This window comes from Myxococcus sp. MISCRS1 (assembly GCF_026626605.1).
GTDB classification, from domain to species: Bacteria; Myxococcota; Myxococcia; order Myxococcales; family Myxococcaceae; genus Myxococcus; species Myxococcus fulvus.
Genome location: NZ_JAPNKB010000001.1, coordinates 9,789,086 through 9,805,449, shown reverse-complemented (window position 1 = coordinate 9,805,449; position 16,364 = coordinate 9,789,086). Strand labels below are relative to the sequence as shown.

The following is a 16,364-nucleotide window of genomic DNA, read 5'->3' as shown; positions in this document are numbered from 1 at the left end:
AGTGTCTACGATTGACATGAAAATGCGACCGCCCGGTCAGCGGACCGAGCGGTCGCGAACATCACGTCAGGGATTGCGGGTCAGCGCCGGAGCTTGAAGTGCAGCAGGTCCAAGCGCTGGGCCGTGGAGGTGTACCAGGTGCCCTCCAGCTCGAAGGCCCCCGCGAAGTCACCGCTGACGATGACGCCCTCGCCCGCGGGCGTCAGGCGAAGGTCCGACTGGAGCACGTCGAGCACGCGGACCCAGCGCGGCTCCAGCGCGGCCGTGAAGCTCGCCACCGTCGGACGCGGCGGCGAGGTGACGCCCGGCGGCCCCACTTCGCCCAGCCCGAGCAGCCCGCCGAAGCCCCCCAGCGACACCACCAGGTTGCCCGCACCGTCCAGGACCAGGTCGTGGAAGAAGCTGGAGTGAGCGGGCGTCTGCTGGAAGTGCCGCAGCGACACCTCCTCGCCCGTGGCGCTCAAGCGGCCGAGGACCGCGTCCCAGGGACCTCCCTCGTACTCGTCCGGCTCCTTGCTGAGGTAGGTGCGCCCACCGAAGACGAGGCCTCCCTCGAAGCTCGCGGCGAAGGCCACGCCTCCGTCCGGAAGCACGACGACCCCCGTCATCCTGGAGTGGTTCACGCCCATCACCCGGGACCACTGATAGGCGCCGCTCGGGCTCCATCGCACGACGAACAGGCCATTGCGGTAGACGGGGCCATCACCGAAGTCGATGCCCTGCCCCGTGGTGCCGCCCACGGTGATGTTCTCCTGCGCGTCCACCGTGAGGGCCGTGGCCTGGGCGCCTCGGATGCCCGGTGACTTGAGGGTCCTGGCCCACGCATAGGCCCCATCCCACTGGAGCTTCACGATGAAGCTGTTCGGGCGGGAGTCGTCGTAGGGGAAGGTCTTGCCGGAGTGCAGCTCCCCGCCACCGAAGTCCGTCTTCCCCCAGAAGCTGCCCGTCACCACCGCGCTGCCATGCGCGTCCGTGGCCAGGTCGAACACCGCCATCGGGTTCTCGTGGCGCACCGTGCCGTCGTCGAACCAGGCGGTGTAGCCGCGCGTCCAGTCCACCGCTCCCGACGGCGTCAGCTTCATCACGAACAGGCCCGTGTTCCCGGCCAGGGGCAGCGGGCCCTTGCCCAGGTCCGGCGCGCCCCGGTACTCACCGGCGACGAGCACGTTGCCCAGCGTCGTCACCGTCACCTTGCGGAGCTCCACACCCGGCTGGGCGAACTCGCGCGACCACGCGACGCCGCCGTCCTCACGGTGCAGCGTGACGACGTCCGTCTGCGAGGACCAGGGCGTGCTGTCCAGCGTCTGCTCCACCGCGCTCAACACGACGAAGCCGCCACCGGGCACGGGCGCCGTGTCCCTCGAACGCTCGGCCTCCGGACGGCCGGCCTGCGTGCCTGCCAGCGTCCCTCCCGCGGGGTTCGTGCCGCGATACGAGCAGAACGGCTCGCTCTCCGTGACGATGACCAGCCGGGGCGCGGCGTGCAGGATATAGCCCCAGTGCGCGTCGACCGAGGCGAAGCTCAGCCCGTCGGACGAGTCCGGCACCAACCCGAAGGCGTGGCGACCCGGCGCCGTCACCTCGTTCGTCACGTCGTACTCCACCCACTGGTCCTTCTTCACCGGGCCCAGGTCTCCGAAGGGGTAGAGCGTGGTGGGCTGCTGGTGCCAGTTGATGGTGTACGGGTCGAAGGGCCGGGCCTTGAAGATGCGCGGGCCGCTGCCCGTCGCCTCCAGGGCGTAGAGCTGGAGCAGCACACGGCGGACCTGTCCCGGGAACGGCTGCACGTCGAAGTCCAGGTAGCTGACGGCTCCCGGCGATGCGTCCACGCGCAGCGTCGCCTCGCGATGGAACGTCCGGGTGCCGTGGAGCGCGTCGACATAGGTGTCATGCAGCGGGAGCACCGTCGTCGTCTGGAGCTCGCGGCGTGTGAGGCAGGCATCCATCGGCGCCTCGCGGGGAGTCCCCGTCCAGATGAGGAGCTGGGGAGGATTCGCCGACGACAGGTCGGACTCGCGCGAGTGGAACGTCACCGCGTCCGCGGACCTCCCGTAGAGCCCCAGCGTCACGCTCCCATTGCCGCGCACGTGCGCCGTCACGTCGTAGTCGACATAGCCCCAGGGCTCCAGGAACGGCATGCGGTCCAGCTCACGGCCCGTCTTCGTCGGGCGGGTGCTCCAGGTGACGCTCGCCTCATTCCAGGGGCCCTGGGTCGCGAAGACGGACGGGCCGCCCGTCGTGCCGTCGAACCCCAGGTGGAGCCGCAGCACCGCGCGCTGCACGGTCTCCGGCAGCCCCTGGACGTTGAAGCGCAGGTGCACCTCGCGCTCCGGGGCATTGCCCACCACGAGCGTGTCGGCGCTGCCTCCCGCGGACGACGTCGGCGCGTCGGCGGAGACGAACGTGTCGGCGACGGCGACCAGGGTCAGCGGAGGGGTGACCACCGCGAGGGGCACCAGCGGGTTCGTGGGGTGGTCCGGCGCGCTCTCGACGGTGAGCAGCAGTTGGGGGCGCAGGGCGGGGTCGGGATGCTCGCTGGAGGCGATGGTGACGGCGTCGTCCCCATCCGCCTTCAAGAAGAGGTCATTGAAGGCGTTGGGACCGACGTGGACGTTGGTGACGTCGAACTCCATCCACGAGCCATCCGGCACCACCGCCGACGTCGCGAGCCACGAGGTGGCGTGCACGGGCCGCGTGTTCCACGTCGTCTCCTCGTTCCAGCTCCGGTACACGCCCGGCCCATGGGCGGTGGGCCCATCCGAGGAGCCCTCCATCGCATACACCCGCAGCCTCGCCGTGGTGATGCGCCCCTCCGGGATGGGGTCGACGAAGAAGCGCAGGTACGCCTCCGACTCGGGAGCGCGCCCCACGACCATTGTCTGTGATGAGCCGAAGCTCGACGTCGGCTGCGCGGAGGACACGTGCGTGTCCGCCATCGCGATGATGCTCACCGTGCGCGTGACCAGCGCGTCACGTTCCTGCTCGATGACTTCCGTCTGTGAAACCGAAACACCTTCCTGGGCACCCCCGCACCCACCCAGGAAGACCAGTGCCACTCCCAGACCCCCACCCACGGCTCCCACTGTCCACCGATTCACGTCATCTCTCCCTCGCGTGCTGCCATTGCGATGGGAAAGCAACAGGTGCGCCAACGCGTGCGGGCGCGAGCCCCACCGTGGGTGCCCGCGCCCGTCCCCCGCGCAACGAAGATTCGAGCCTCGCTAGGGCCGCAGCAGCAGGTGCAGCACGTCCGAGCGGCGTGACGTCGGCGTGTACCAGACGCCATCCACCTCGAACGCGCTGACCAGGTCTCCCGTGAAGAGGATGCCGCCCGGCTGCGGCGTGAGCAGGAGGTTCGACTGGAGCAGGTCGAACACCCGGACCCAACGCGTCTCCAGCGCGTCCGTGAAGCTGGCCACCGTGGGCCGGTACGGCGCCTCCGACTCCGACGGGCCCACGTCTCCCAGGCCCAGCAGACTCCCGCCGCCCGCCTGCGTCGTCACCAGGTGCCCCTGGGCGTCCACGATGAGGTCCTGGAACGTCAGCTCACGGAACGTGCGCAGCACCACGTCCGCCCCCGTGGCGCCCAGCCGACCGAGCATCGTGTCCCGAGGCCCGCCGTCGTACTCATCCGGCTCGCGGCTGGCGTAGGGCTGGCCCGCGAAGTCGAAGCGGCCACCGAAGTCTCCGATGAACGCGACACCGCCGTCCGGCATGACGGCCAGGGCACGCAGGCTGCTGAAGTAGACCGGGATGACACGCACCCAGCCGAGCGCACCGCTCGCGTCCCACCGCGCCACGAACGGACCGATTCGCGCGTCCGGTCCCGCGCCGAAGTCCGTCGCCCTCCCCGCCCAGCCGCCCACGGTGACCTGCCCTCCGGCGTCCACCGCCACGCTCGTCGCCTCCGTGCCGCGCAGCGTGTCCGCCAGGAGCAGCTTCGCCCACTGATAGCCCCCCTGCCCGTCCAGCTTCAGCACGTACGAGTTCGGATACGTGTCGTCATAGGGGAACGGCTTGCCGGAGTAGACGGGCCCGGCGCCGAAGTCCGTGTAGCCCCAGAAGGTGCCCACCAGCACCGCGCCGCCCTGCGCGTCCGTGGCCAGGTCGAGCACCTGCATCGGATTGTCGAGCCGCTCGTCGGCCCGCTGGAACCACGCGGTGTAGCCCCGCGCCCACGCCACCGCGCCCGACGCCGTCAGCTCCAGCACGAACATGCCGGTGCCCTGGGGCAGCGCGCCCGTCCCCAGGTCCGGTGTCCCGGCGTAGGAGCCGGCGGCGAGCACGTGTCCCCGCGCCGTCACCGCCACCCTCGAGAAGGAGACCTGCGCCTGCGTGAAGGCCCGCGTCCACACGACGCTCCCGTCCGCGCGGTGCAGCGTGACGACGTCCGTCCGCTCGGCAGACGGAGGGGCATCCCGCGTCTGCTCCTGGTGGCTGAGGACGACGAAGCCCCCGCCTGGCGCGGGCGCGGTGTGGTGCGAGCGCTCCGCCTCCGCCGCCGTGGACTGCTTCACCCACGCCGTCGTCCCCGAGGGCCGGGTGCCCCGGTACGAGCAGCGCGGCGCCGCGTCCTTGACGACGACGAGCTGGGGCGCGGCGTCGAGGATGCCGCGCTCGCTGGCCTCGGACGAGGCGAAGCGCAACCCATCCGCCGAGTCCGGCACCAACGCGAAGGCATGACGCCCCGACGTCGTCACCACATCGGTCACGTCGATCTCCACCCAGGAGTCCCGCGTCACCGCGCCCAGGTTCGCGAGGGCGCTCCCGCTCACGACGGGGCGATGGGCCCAGTCCGTCGTCGCCTCGTCGAACGGCCGCGCCGAGAACACCTGCGGTCCATTCGCCGACGCATCCAGCGCATACAGGCGCAGCAGCACCCGGCGCACGGGCTGCGTGCCCAGTTGCACGTCGAAGTCCAGGAAGCCCTCCGCTCGAGGTGCCCCATCCACGCGCAGCGAGGCCTCGCGGTGGTACGTCGTCGACGGCGTCTCCGGCGTCGCATACGTGTCATGGAGCGGAGGGATGGTGGTCGCGATGACCTCCTGTCGCGTCATGCAGTCATCGCCCGGCTCGCTCCGAGACGCCCCCGCCCACACGAACAGCCGAGGCTCCAGGTCCGCGGCCTCGCGCGAGTGGAACGTCACCTCGTCCCCGGAATTGCCATACAGCCCGAAGGTGACGTCCCCGTTGCCACGCACCTGGTTCGTGACGTCGTACTCCACGAAGCCATAGGGCGCGAGGAACGGCGCCCGGTCCAACGTGCCCCCCACCCGCGCCGGACGCGTGCTCCACGTCAGGCCCGACTCGCTCCACGTGCCCTGGGTCCCGAAGACGGACGGACCGCCCTCCGTACCGTCCGCGGCCACTCGCAAGCGCAACACCGCGCGCTGCACCGTCTCCGTCAACCCCGTCACGGAGAAGCGCAGGTGCGCCTCGCGCCCCGGACTCGTGCCCACGCGCAGCGCCCGCGCCGAGCCACCCTCCGAGGAGCCCGGCGCATCCTCGGAGACGAACGTGTCCGCGCTCGGCGCGAAGGACACCGGCGCACCGGACACCGTCAGCGGCACGGGGCGCGGCGGCGGATGGTCCGACGCGGACTCCAACGTGAGCACCAGTTGGGGACGCAGGGCCGGGTCGGGGTGCTCGCTCGACGCGAGCGTCATGCCGTCCGTGCTGTCCGCGCGCAGGAACACGTCCACGTAGCTGCCCTGGGAGATGGACATGTCGCTGACGTCCAGCTCCATCCAGGTGCCGCTGGCCACGGCGCCCGCGCTGACCACGCCCCAGTACCCGCCCCAGTCCGGGCGGTTGCTCCACGTCGTCAGCTCGTTCCACGAACGCACGCCGGGCGGGTCGTACACCGTGGGGCCATCGACCGAGCCATCCACCGCGAAGACCCGCAGCCGCGCCGTCGTCACCGTGCCGGTGAAGGGCTCGATGAAGAAGCGCAGGTAGGCCTCGGACTCGGGAGCGCGGTCCACCTCCAGCGTGGGCGAGGAGCCGAAGCTCGTCGTCGGCGACGTCGCCACCACGTGCGTGTCCGCGCCCGCGCCGAACGTCACCGTCCGGGTGACCAGCTCCTCGTCGCTCGACTCCGGGCGCGTGTCCGGGGAGGCCTCCACCGGAGGAGTGGAACTCCGTTCCCCATGTTGGGAAGGCCCGCACCCACCCAGGAGCCCGAGCGCCACACCCAGCCCCCACCCCACCGCCCCGACTGTCTTGCGCCGCACGGCACCTCTCCCTCGTGTTCAACGAGGGAGGTCGCTGAGCAACAGGTGCGCCAGCGATTGGCCACCCGAGGACAGATGGAGCCGAGGCACCGCGCCCCCGCCTCCTCGGCAGGGGGGCGCCATCCAGGCTCAATACACGTTGTACTTCTTGCGCAGCGCCTCGTGCTCGTCCGCGTTGCGCGAGGGGTGCAGGTTCTTCTGCGCGTCGTGCAGGTAGTACCAGAACTCGCTCGGCTTCGGCGCCATCGCGGCCTGGAGCGACTCCACCGTGGGCGCGCCGATGGGACCCGGCGGCAGGCCCTTGCGGTGCCGCGTGTTGTAGGGGTCCTCGGGGTCTCGCAGGCGCTTGAGGAACTCCTTGCGGTCGTTCCACTGCGCCAGCACGTAACGTGACGTCGCGTCCACGCCGAGCGGGAAGCCCTTGTCCACGCGCTTCCAGAGGATGCCCGCCACCAGGGGACGCTGCGCGGGCACCGGCTCCTCGCGCTCCAGCATGGAGGCCATCACCACCACCTCGTGCAGCGAGCGTCCGCTCATGGCGATGGCGTCCTTGTTCGGCGTGTAGAAGCGCGCGGCGAAGGCGTCCAGCTGCCGCTGGATGAGGTCCTCCACGTCCACGTCCCCTGGGATGATGCCGTACGTCTCCGGGTAGAGGTAACCCTCCAGCGTGGTGACGGGCAGCGGGAACGGCGCCTTGAAGCGGCTGGGGTTGCTGGCCGCCGCGATGTACTCGCCCGGCTTGATGAGGTTCGCCGCGACGAGCGCCGCGTCCGTGTCGCGAAGCCGCCAGCCCTCCACCACCACGAACGGGATGTCGTCCGGGAGCGGGTTGCCCTCCAGCGCCTTGGCCAGCTCCGCCACCGTCATGGACGGGCTCACCGGATGACGCCCCGCCTTGGGCGAGAACCCACCCCGACGGAACAGGTGGTAGCGCCAGACCCTGGTGTCCGAGAGCAACCCCTGCGTGACGAGCAGGCCGCCCAGGCCCCTGCCCGAGGTTCCCTTGGGGACGGTGAACTCCACCACGGGCGCACCCGGAGCGGCGACGGCCTTGTTGACCGCCCCCTCCATCACCACGAAGGCACCCACACCCGCCACCGCCGCCAACACGATGACCACTGCCAGAGCCGCGAGGACTTTCTTCATCGCGGCGCAGGGTAGCACCGCCGACGCGGCCTGCATCCTTCCGTGTCATCGGATGTCCGCTCCCAGGCGCTCCCCTGCTGGCCAGCCTGGTCGGCTCCCTCCGCCTGGCACCCGAATCGCCGTCCGTCCGCGCGCCCGGGTTCAATGGCGTCCCCTGATTCGGGTCCCCATCTTCGCGACGGTTGCACCCACCCGAAACGCGAGGACATGCCATGGCGACACAAGCGTCCACAGGGGCCGGGAAGATCTCCGGCAGCTACCTTACCACCCGCGACGGCACGCAGATCTACTTCAAGGACTGGGGCCCCCGGGATGGCCAGCCCGTCGTCTTCTCGCACGGCTGGCCGCTGTCGGCCGACGCGTTCGAGGACCAGATGATGTTCCTGTCGGACCGCGGCTATCGGACCATCGCGCATGACCGGCGGGGCAATGGTCGCTCGTCACAGCCGTGGAGCGGGCATGACATGGACCACTTCGCGGACGACCTCGCGGAGCTGACCTCGGCGCTGGGGTTGAGCAAGGCCGTGCACGTGGGCCACTCGACGGGCGGTGGCGAGGTGGCCCGGTACATCGGCCGGCATGGCACCTCGCGCGTGGCGAAGGCGGTGCTCATTGGCGCCGTGCCCCCCATCATGCTCAAGACGGACTGGCACCCCAACGGGCTCCCCATGAAGGTGTTCGACGACATCCGCGCGGGCGTGCGCTCCGACAGGGCGTCGTTCTTCCGCGAGCTGAGCCTGGCGTTCTTCGGCTTCAACCGCCCGAACGCGAAGGTCTCCGAGGGACTTCGTGACACGTTCGTCATGCAGGGGCTGATGGCCTCCATCAAGGCCGAGTACGACACCGTCAAGGCCTTCTCGGAGACGGACTTCCGCGCGGACCTGGCGAAGTTCGACGTGCCCACGCTGGTCATGCACGGTGATGACGACCAGATCGTCCCCTTCGAGGGCGCGGGCAAGCTCACCGCCACCCTGGTCAAGGGCGCGAAGCTCAAGGTCTACCCCGGCTTCAGCCACGGCATGTGCGCGGTCAACAAGGGCATCATCAACGAGGACCTGCTCGCCTTCATCCAGGGCTGACGCCAACACGGGCCGCGCGGACACGCCCCGTTCGCGCGGCCCGTCGTTCTTCTCCAGGTGAGGACAGCCCTCGAGCGGATTCGCGTGCGACGCGGACGTCCGACGTCCGTTCATGACGCAAGCCCCCCCGGCCTCGGCTCCCTTCGAGGTCAACCATGTGGTCGTCACGGATGCGAACGCGAGCCATCGCGGCGTTCGTCCTTTGTCTCGGGGTGTCGGGCGTTCAGGGGCGCGCGTGGGGTGCCACGCCACAGTCGGGGCCCGAGCTCTCCACGGAGCGGCCGATGGGGGCCACCCGGACGGGCCCGGCGCACCTGAGCCAGACCGAGTCCGCCCTGGCCTGGGGTACCTCGAGCTACCTCGCGGCCTGGGTGGACGCGCGCCACGGCATCCATGGGGAGGGCGGAGAGGGAACGCAGGTCTACGCGACCCGGCTGAACACCTCGGGCGAGGTGCTGGACCCCGCGGGCATCCGCTTGAGCACGGGCTCCCATGTGCCGCTGTATCACCAGGGCCTCTCCATCGCCGGGGACAGCACGGGCTTCCTCGTGGTCTGGCAGGACGCTTCGCTCGACGGCATCACCGACGCTCCCTTCCGCGGCACGCGAGTGGGCGCGGATGGACAGGTTCTCTGGGCCGGCAGGGAGCTGCTCCGCCCGAGGCCCGGCACCTCCACGCTGACCAGCCTGGCCTTCACGGGAGATGGCTATCTGCTGGTGTGGAACGAACGACCGGACGGCGGGCCGGGACGACGCATTCGCGCGGCTCGGGTGGAGCTCGACGGAACGGTGCTCGAGCCCAGGGGCGTGGACCTGGGAGAGGGAGGGTCCTCGAGAGTGACCTGGACACCCCAGGGCGGGTTCATCGTCTATGCGGCCCAGGGAGTCTGGGGCGTCCGGGTGAACGCGCGCGGAGAGGCCCAGGAGAGCGCGTTCCGCATCAGCGCGCCCGGCGCAGAGGGGACTGGCAGCCCCCGGTTCGCGTTCGACGGCACGAACCACCTGGTCATCTGGTCCGAGCCGGACTCGGAAGGCAGCGTGAGACAGAACATCCTGGGCGCGCGAGTCAGCGCCACGCAGGGCGTCCTCGGTGCGCCCTTCGTCATCAACGATGACCCCACCTTCCAGCCCTTTCCGCAGGTCGCCTTCAATGGCGCGAACTTCGTGGTGGCGTGGCAGGACGAGCGGGCGATCGACGGCGCACGCGTCAGCAGCGTGCACGCCAAGCGGGTCGCTCCTTCGGGCGAGGTGCTCGATGCCGACAGCTACCTCGTGCGGAGGAACCCGAGCAACGTCTACCTCTTCCTGGAGGGGATGGCGGCCTCCGGCACGGACCTCCTCCTCGGCTGGCAGAGCGACTTCGCGGCTCCCGGCATCACCCTCCACGCCTCGCGGCTGGACAGCGTGGGGGCGCTCGCGACGGACCACCTCCTGGTCTCGTCGTCGTCCAACACCCAGCTCTCGCCCGCGACGGCCGCGGGTGGCAATCACCACCTGGTGGTCTGGAGCGAGCCGAACGCGCTCCCGCAGGGCTCGGACATCTTCGGCACCTTCCTGGATGACGCGGGCATCGAGGTGACACCGGGCGGCTTTCCCATCACCCAATCCGCGAGGGACCAACAGCACCCCGCCGTCGCGTTCGACGGCACGAACTTCCTGGTGACCTGGACGGAGACCGTGTCCGACACCGTCAGTGTCATGGCGCGACGGGTCCCCGCGTTCGGGGTCCCCGTCAGACCCGAGTTCCGCCTCCGCCAGCTCGAGTCTCCCACCGCTCGACCGCAGCTCGCGTGCGGCCCGAAGACGTGTTTCGTGGCGTGGTACTCCGCGTCCTCCGACCCTGCGTGGGATTCCATCGTCGGCAACTACGTGGACGCGAATGACGCCGTGCTGCCCAGTGGCTCGGCATTGAGGCTCCTGGGGCGCGGCCCCTTGGAGAAGGACCTGTCGGTCTCCTTCGATGGAACGAACTACCTCGTGGTGTACAGCACGGGCTTCGGCAGCACGGGCACGAACCTCAGGCGCGTCGAAGGCAAGCCGATGCCAGCGGCCCCCGATCTGCCCTCCGCCAGTTCCTTCCCCATTCGCGGGGAGTCACCGGGACTGCGCGCTCCATCCGTCGCGTTCGATGGGACGAACCATGTCGTCGCGTGGATGGAGGGCTCGCAGGTCCGCGGCGCCCGCGTGAGCCCCGGTGGGACCGTGCTGGACACCACGCCCTGGGAGCTGTCTCCCGTGGAGTCCTCGCTCGAGCAGCGCCCGACGGTCGTCTCCGACGGCATCTCCTCGCTCGTGCTCTGGGCCTCGCGTCCTCCAGAGGGCTCCATGCTCAACACGATTCACGGCACCCGGACGATGGCGTTCGACAGCACCCCGGGCACGCCCCAGGTGTTGGCCTCCGCGCCGTGGAGCGACACCTTCGCGGCGGGCGCCTCCGTGAAGCGCGGGCAGTTCCTCGTGGCGTACTCGCGGTTCGAGGGACCGCCGCATGGCACGCATCGGCTCTTCACACGCAAGGCCCACTACAACACCGCGCCCCAGGTGACGGACCGCTCGTTCGACCTGGTGGAGAGCACGCCGCTCGACCTCACGCTCACGGCGCGCGACGTGGAGGGTGATGACGTCACGTTCAGCGTCAGCGAGAGGCCAGCGCACGGAGCGGTGACGGGCACACCGCCCGACGTCACGTACACGCCCGGGTCCGGCTTCCTGGGCGAGGACCGCTTCCAGTTCACCGCGACCGATGCCCAGGGCATGTCGAGCACCGCCACCGTCCGGGTGAAGGTCCTCCGCGCGCCCGTGGCGCCTCAGGTGGTGCCGCTCTACGTCGAGTTGGACGAGGACACGAGCGCCACCCTCCGCCTGCGGGCCACGGATGAGAACGGCGACGCGCTGACGTATCTGATCGGCCCGCTGCCCATGCACGGCACGCTCATGGGGACACCGCCGGACCTCTCGTACACGCCGCACCCGGACTTCAGCGGCACCGACTTCTTCGAGTACGCCGCGAGCGACGGCCGCCTCGAGTCCGCGCGGGTCCGGGTGAGCATCACCGTGCATCCCATCGATGACGCGCCGGTCGCCGAGGACTCGTCCTATGTCGTGGACCGGGACGCCTCCGTCGCCATCGTGCTGAAGGCCCACGACGTGGATGGAGACGCGCTCACCTACTCCGTGGCGCAGCCGCGGAATGGGACGCTCACCGGCACCGCGCCGGACCTCGTCTACACACCCTTCCCCCATGCCCGGGAGGACGAGTCGCTCGTCTTCACCGTGAGCGACGGGAAGCGTGTGGCCACGGGCACCGTCACCATCGACGTCCGGTTCCTGAACGTGCCGCCCTTCGCCGTGGATCAACAGGTCTCCGTCAACCCCGGCGAGAGCATCGACATCGAGCTCGACGTCGAGAACGTGGACGGTGACGTGTTGACCTACGAGCTCACCGAGCGGCCCGCCTCGGGCACGCTGTCCGGCGAGCCTCCCCACCTGCGGTTCCAGGCGAGCGACTCGTTCACCGGCCAGGTGTCCTTCACCTACGTCGTCAGCGATGGTCTGGAGTCAGCGACCGGCCGCGTGTTCATCCGGTCTCTGGCCAGACCGGTGGAGCCGCCCGCCGGGAAGTCGGGAGGATGCTCGTCGTCCGGCGGCGCACCGTCGCTGGTGCTGGTGCTCGGCGTCCTCGCCCTGATCGCGCGGCGACAGCGCGTCCTCGGCCTCGTGAGGGCACGCGCCACGAAGCACCTCGGCTGAAACCGGGAGTCATGCGTGGGCCCGCGTCGCTTCGGGCCCACGCGCGGCATTCGAGCCCACCTCATGGAAGCCTGGCTTCAGCCGTCCCGCGGGCGCGACGGTGCCCCACGCATGCGGAAGTCATGATGATTCCGTGATGAGCGCCTTCGCCCCTTCGGGTTGAAGTGCCACCGACGAAACACCCCCCCGGCCTCGACTCCCAGCGAGGTCAGACATGTCTTCATCGTGGATGCGAGCGCGAGCCATCGCCGCGCTCATGGTGTGTCTTGGGATGTGCATGAGGCCGAGCCCTGCATGGGGCACCACCTCATCGAGGAATGTGTCCGGCGCGGCTGTATCTCGCGGGCCCGACACCGCGACGCACGACGCCTGGTCCGCAGGGCAGCTCGGGCACTTCCTGGCCCCATCGCACGGATTGGACCCGGTTCCGGCCCAGGGCACCCCGCCCTTCCTCTCATCGGAGCGCGACGTGGGCGTGCGGCAGCTCGGCCCCGCACGCAGGACGCAGTCCACACCGAGGGCCGCGTCGGATGGGACGAACTTCCTGGTCGTGTGGATCGACGACCGGGACGAACGCAACGCGAGCCAGCTTCGCGCGACACGCGTGAGTCCGTCGGGAGAGCTGTTGGACCCGCTCGGGATTGCGCTGCCGGGGAGCGAGACCCGGCATCCGCCCGCCGTGGTCTTCGACGGCACGAACTACCGCGTCGTCTGGGTGGGCCAGGCCCCGACGGGAGGAACGCTCCTCAACAGCGTCCGGGTCCGTCCGGACGGCACTCTTGTCGAGGCCACGCCGCAGGTCATCGTCCCCGCCCCCTCCGCGTCCCATCGGGAGTTCGTCGAAGTGACGCTCGTCTCCAACGGGGTGGACCTCCTCCTCGTCTGGGGCGAGCGGGAGGTCGCCTCCTCCGAGACGCCTCAGCTTCGCGCGACCCGGGTGAGCCTGGACGGGCTCCCGGCGACCCCCGTCGGCCACGAGATGTACCACGGGGGTGACGCGAGGGTGGCCTGGAGTGGCTCGGAGTATCTCGTCGTCTCCAATGGGGTCTTCCTCTCCAACAACGCCCTCTGGGGCGCGAGGCTGGACGCGAGCGGCGCGCTCATCGAGCGCATCTTCCTGGAGCGGCCCCAGGGGCGCATCCTGGGGCATCCCGCCATCGACTCAGACGGCGAAGGGTACTTCGTCACCTGGAGCGAGGCCCACGACGTCAACCGCACCGCCGTCGCGGTCATGGGAGCACGCGTGAGCGCCGCGGGCGTGATGGCGACCGCCGTCACGCTCTTCTCCGGCGCGGGTGACCGACGGCCCGTGGGCGTGGCGTTCGACGGCACGAACCACGTGGTGGCCTGGACTGACTACGCGGGGGGCGAGCCCTACGACTCGGGTGGCCTGCGCGCCACGCGCATCAGTCGCGCGGGCGCCGTGCTCACCCCGGCCAGCATCGTCCTCCGGAGGAACACCGTGGATGGAGCACGTCAGGCCACCGGGCTGGCGCTGAGCCAGGGCTCCGTGCTCGTCGCGTGGCACGACGCCTCCCACGCGAGTGATGAGCAGGACACGTGGGCCTCGGTGATGAGCCTGTCGGGAACCGTCCTGAAATCAGAGCAGCGGCTCAGCAGCTCCACGAATACGCAGACCTTCCCCGCCATCGCCACGGATGGCCATGGGTACCTGGTCGTCTGGACGAACCGAACCCGGACGCCCCGGTTCGAGGACATCCATGGAACCTTCCTGAGCGCGGCGGGCACGGAGCTGACGCCTGGAGGCTTCGTCATCAGCGACGCCGTGGGAGTCCAGCGGTTCCCCACCGTCGCGTTCGATGGGACGCAGTACCTGGTGGTCTGGCAGGACGAGCGCGCCACGCCCCAGAAGCCCAAGCTTTACGGTCGGAGGATTCCGCCGCCCGGCCACGGAGCGCTCGGAGCCGAGTTCCCCATCTCGACGGAGTACGAGTACAACATGGACCAGCAGGTCGCCTGCGGCGGTGGCGCATGCCTGGTGACCTGGGGGAGCGGCTACCAGATCCTCGCGGCGCGCGTGAGCGCGGCGGGCGTGGTCCTGGATCCTCAGCCCATCGTCCTGACGCCGGACGTGTGGAACGTCATGGCCGCGCCCTCCGTCTCGTTCGACGGAGCGGACTTCATGGTGATCTGGAACCGCTACCTCGGAGACGGGGTTCATCAACTGGAGGGAGTTCGCGTCGACAAGGATGGACTCCTCCTGGAACCGGGGCGATTCGTGCTCGGGGAGCCGAACAAGGACCTGGTGAGCCGACCCGGGCTGGCGTTCGATGGGCAGAACCACCTCATGGTCTGGGGGGAGCAGACGACGGTGCGGAGCCAGCGCGTGAGCAGGGCCGGGACCCTCCTCGACCTGGAGCCGCGGGTGCTCGCCTCTGGGCTCGAGGGTCCGAGCACGCCGAACCTTGCATTCGATGGAGAGGGGTTCCTCGTCAGCATCGTGAGCAGGCTGTCCGGGGAACCGTGGCACCACCCCTGGCGGGTCTGGGCCCGGCGCGTGTTGCCCTCGGGCGAAGCCTCGGGAGACCTGATGGAGGTGGCGCCGGACCAGGACCCACACGCGCCTCAAGGCTCGAGCATCGCCTCGGTGGGCCCAGGGCACTTCATGCTGGTCTCCTCGCGACTCAGGGGCGAGCCCCACGCCGCACCGAGGGTCCACACGCGGGAGGTCGCCTACAACGCGGGCCCCGAGGCCGAATCGGGACACGCCGTGCTGGATGAGGACACGCCTCGGCCCATCACGCTCACGGGCACGGACCCGGAGGGCGATGCGCTCGGATTCGTCATCACGGAGCCTCCCGCGCACGGCACGCTGACGGGCACGCCGCCGAAGGTCGTCTACACGCCGGACGAGAACTTCCATGGGACGGACCAGTTCCGGTTCCTCGTCAGGGACCGTGGCGCGCCCTCGGATGAGACCACCGTGTCGCTGACGGTGACATCGAAGGAGGATGTCCCCGTCGCGAAGGCGCTCACGCTCTCACTCCAGGAGGACACGGCGGCGCAGCTCGTGCTCGACGGTTCGGATGGAGATGGAGACCCGCTGATGTTCACCGTCACGGTGCAACCCGCGCACGGCACGCTGACGGGCACACCGCCGAGGCTCACGTACACGCCACACGCGGACTTCCATGGCGTGGATGCCTTCGAGTTCGTCGCGAACGATGGCAGGCAGGCTTCGACGCCCGTTGCCGCGTCGCTCACGGTGACACCCGTCAATGACGCACCCATCGCCCAGGCCGGCCGCTTCACGGTGTCCGCGGCGGGGAGCGTCGAGGTGATGTTGGAGGGCAGCGACATCGATGGCGATACGCTGGCGTACCGCGTGACCCGGCAGCCCCTGAGGGGAGCGCTCTCGGGCACACCGCCTCGCCTCGTCTATCGCGCGGATGAAACGGAGCCGGGGGAGGATTCGTTCGAGTTCTCCGTCAGCGATGGCTCGCTCGGCGCGACGGCGATGGTGACGATTGAGGTCACCCAGCGGAGGAACCAGGCCCCTGTCATCCGGGAGCAGACCTTCGTCGTCCCGCAGGGCGAGTCCATCGACATCGTGCTGGATGCGGAGGACCCGGACGGCGATGCATTGACGTATGCCATCACCCAGGCGCCCGCGTCGGGCACGCTCACGGGGGAGGCGCCGACGCTGACCTATCGCGCCAGCTCTTCGTTCGCGGGTGAGGCGTCGTTCACGTACACGGCGTCCGACGGGCTCGAGACCGTCATGGGACGGGTGCGCATCGAAGTGCAGGCGCCCCCGGCTCCGCCCAGGACTCCGTCATCCAGTGGCTGCTCGGCGTCACCGGGCGCGTCTTCCGTCCCCGTCCTCTTCGCGTGCTTCGCGCTGACGCTGCTCGCGCGTCGGAACAAGGGCACGTCCATCGCTCGCGTCCTGAAGCGACCCGGCTGAATCCGTCCTCTTCGAGTGCTTCGCGCCGACGCGGGCTCGCGAGGCGAAGCAAGGGCACGTCCATCGGGCGCGCCCTGAAGCGACTCGACTGAGTATCGGCCTCGGGCCCTCGCGATGGTCCGGCGTGGGGGCGCGTTGACGACGGTCCTGGGATGAGGAGGAGGTCGGCGCGGCGACGTCCGGCCTGGATGCGCCGTGACCCGATGCCGGAGGGACGCAGCCACGCACA

Annotated in this window: 6 protein-coding genes; 3 read left to right on the top strand and 3 right to left on the bottom strand. The window is 70.0% G+C overall.

Annotated features, from left to right (window positions below):
- Positions 1-80: 80 nt before the first annotated feature.
- From OWM54_RS39455 to mltG, 3 genes are all read right to left on the bottom strand, one after another.
- The gene (locus tag OWM54_RS39455) at positions 81-3,056 is read right to left on the bottom strand and encodes a DUF7594 domain-containing protein (protein ID WP_267700671.1); all 2,976 of its coding nucleotides are present in this window, start codon (positions 3,054-3,056) and stop codon (positions 81-83) included.
- A 165-nt stretch (positions 3,057-3,221) separates the two neighbouring features.
- Positions 3,222-6,125 (bottom strand): DUF7594 domain-containing protein, encoded by a 2,904-nt coding sequence (locus tag OWM54_RS39450; protein WP_267700669.1) that lies wholly within the window; start codon positions 6,123-6,125, stop codon positions 3,222-3,224.
- Between the two features lie 237 nt (positions 6,126-6,362).
- Positions 6,363-7,379 (bottom strand): endolytic transglycosylase MltG, encoded by a 1,017-nt coding sequence (gene mltG, locus OWM54_RS39445; protein ID WP_267700667.1) that lies wholly within the window; start codon positions 7,377-7,379, stop codon positions 6,363-6,365.
- Positions 7,380-7,591: 212 nt separating this feature from the next.
- Between mltG and OWM54_RS39440 the strand changes: the two genes are divergently transcribed.
- The 3 genes from OWM54_RS39440 to OWM54_RS39430 all read left to right on the top strand — a co-directional run bounded on the left by OWM54_RS39440 (position 7,592) and on the right by OWM54_RS39430 (position 16,135).
- On the top strand, positions 7,592-8,458 hold the full coding sequence (locus OWM54_RS39440) for an alpha/beta fold hydrolase (RefSeq protein WP_223747271.1): 867 nt from the start codon (positions 7,592-7,594) through the stop codon (positions 8,456-8,458).
- A gap of 284 nt (positions 8,459-8,742) precedes the next feature.
- On the top strand, positions 8,743-12,207 hold the full coding sequence (locus tag OWM54_RS39435; protein WP_267700666.1) for an Ig-like domain-containing protein: 3,465 nt from the start codon (positions 8,743-8,745) through the stop codon (positions 12,205-12,207).
- Positions 12,208-12,676: 469 nt separating this feature from the next.
- A complete protein-coding gene (locus OWM54_RS39430; RefSeq protein WP_267700665.1) occupies positions 12,677-16,135 on the top strand; it encodes an Ig-like domain-containing protein in 3,459 nt (1,152 codons plus the stop codon).
- Positions 16,136-16,364: the final 229 nt, after the last annotated feature.

Excerpts from the sequence above, each read along its gene's own strand:
- OWM54_RS39435 (WP_267700666.1), top strand. The coding sequence starts at position 8,743 with ATGGGGGCCACCCGGACGGGCCCGGCGCACCTGAGCCAGACCGAGTCC.
- mltG (WP_267700667.1), bottom strand. The coding sequence starts at position 7,379 with ATGAAGAAAGTCCTCGCGGCTCTGGCAGTGGTCATCGTGTTGGCGGCG.
- OWM54_RS39440 (WP_223747271.1), top strand. The coding sequence starts at position 7,592 with ATGGCGACACAAGCGTCCACAGGGGCCGGGAAGATCTCCGGCAGCTAC.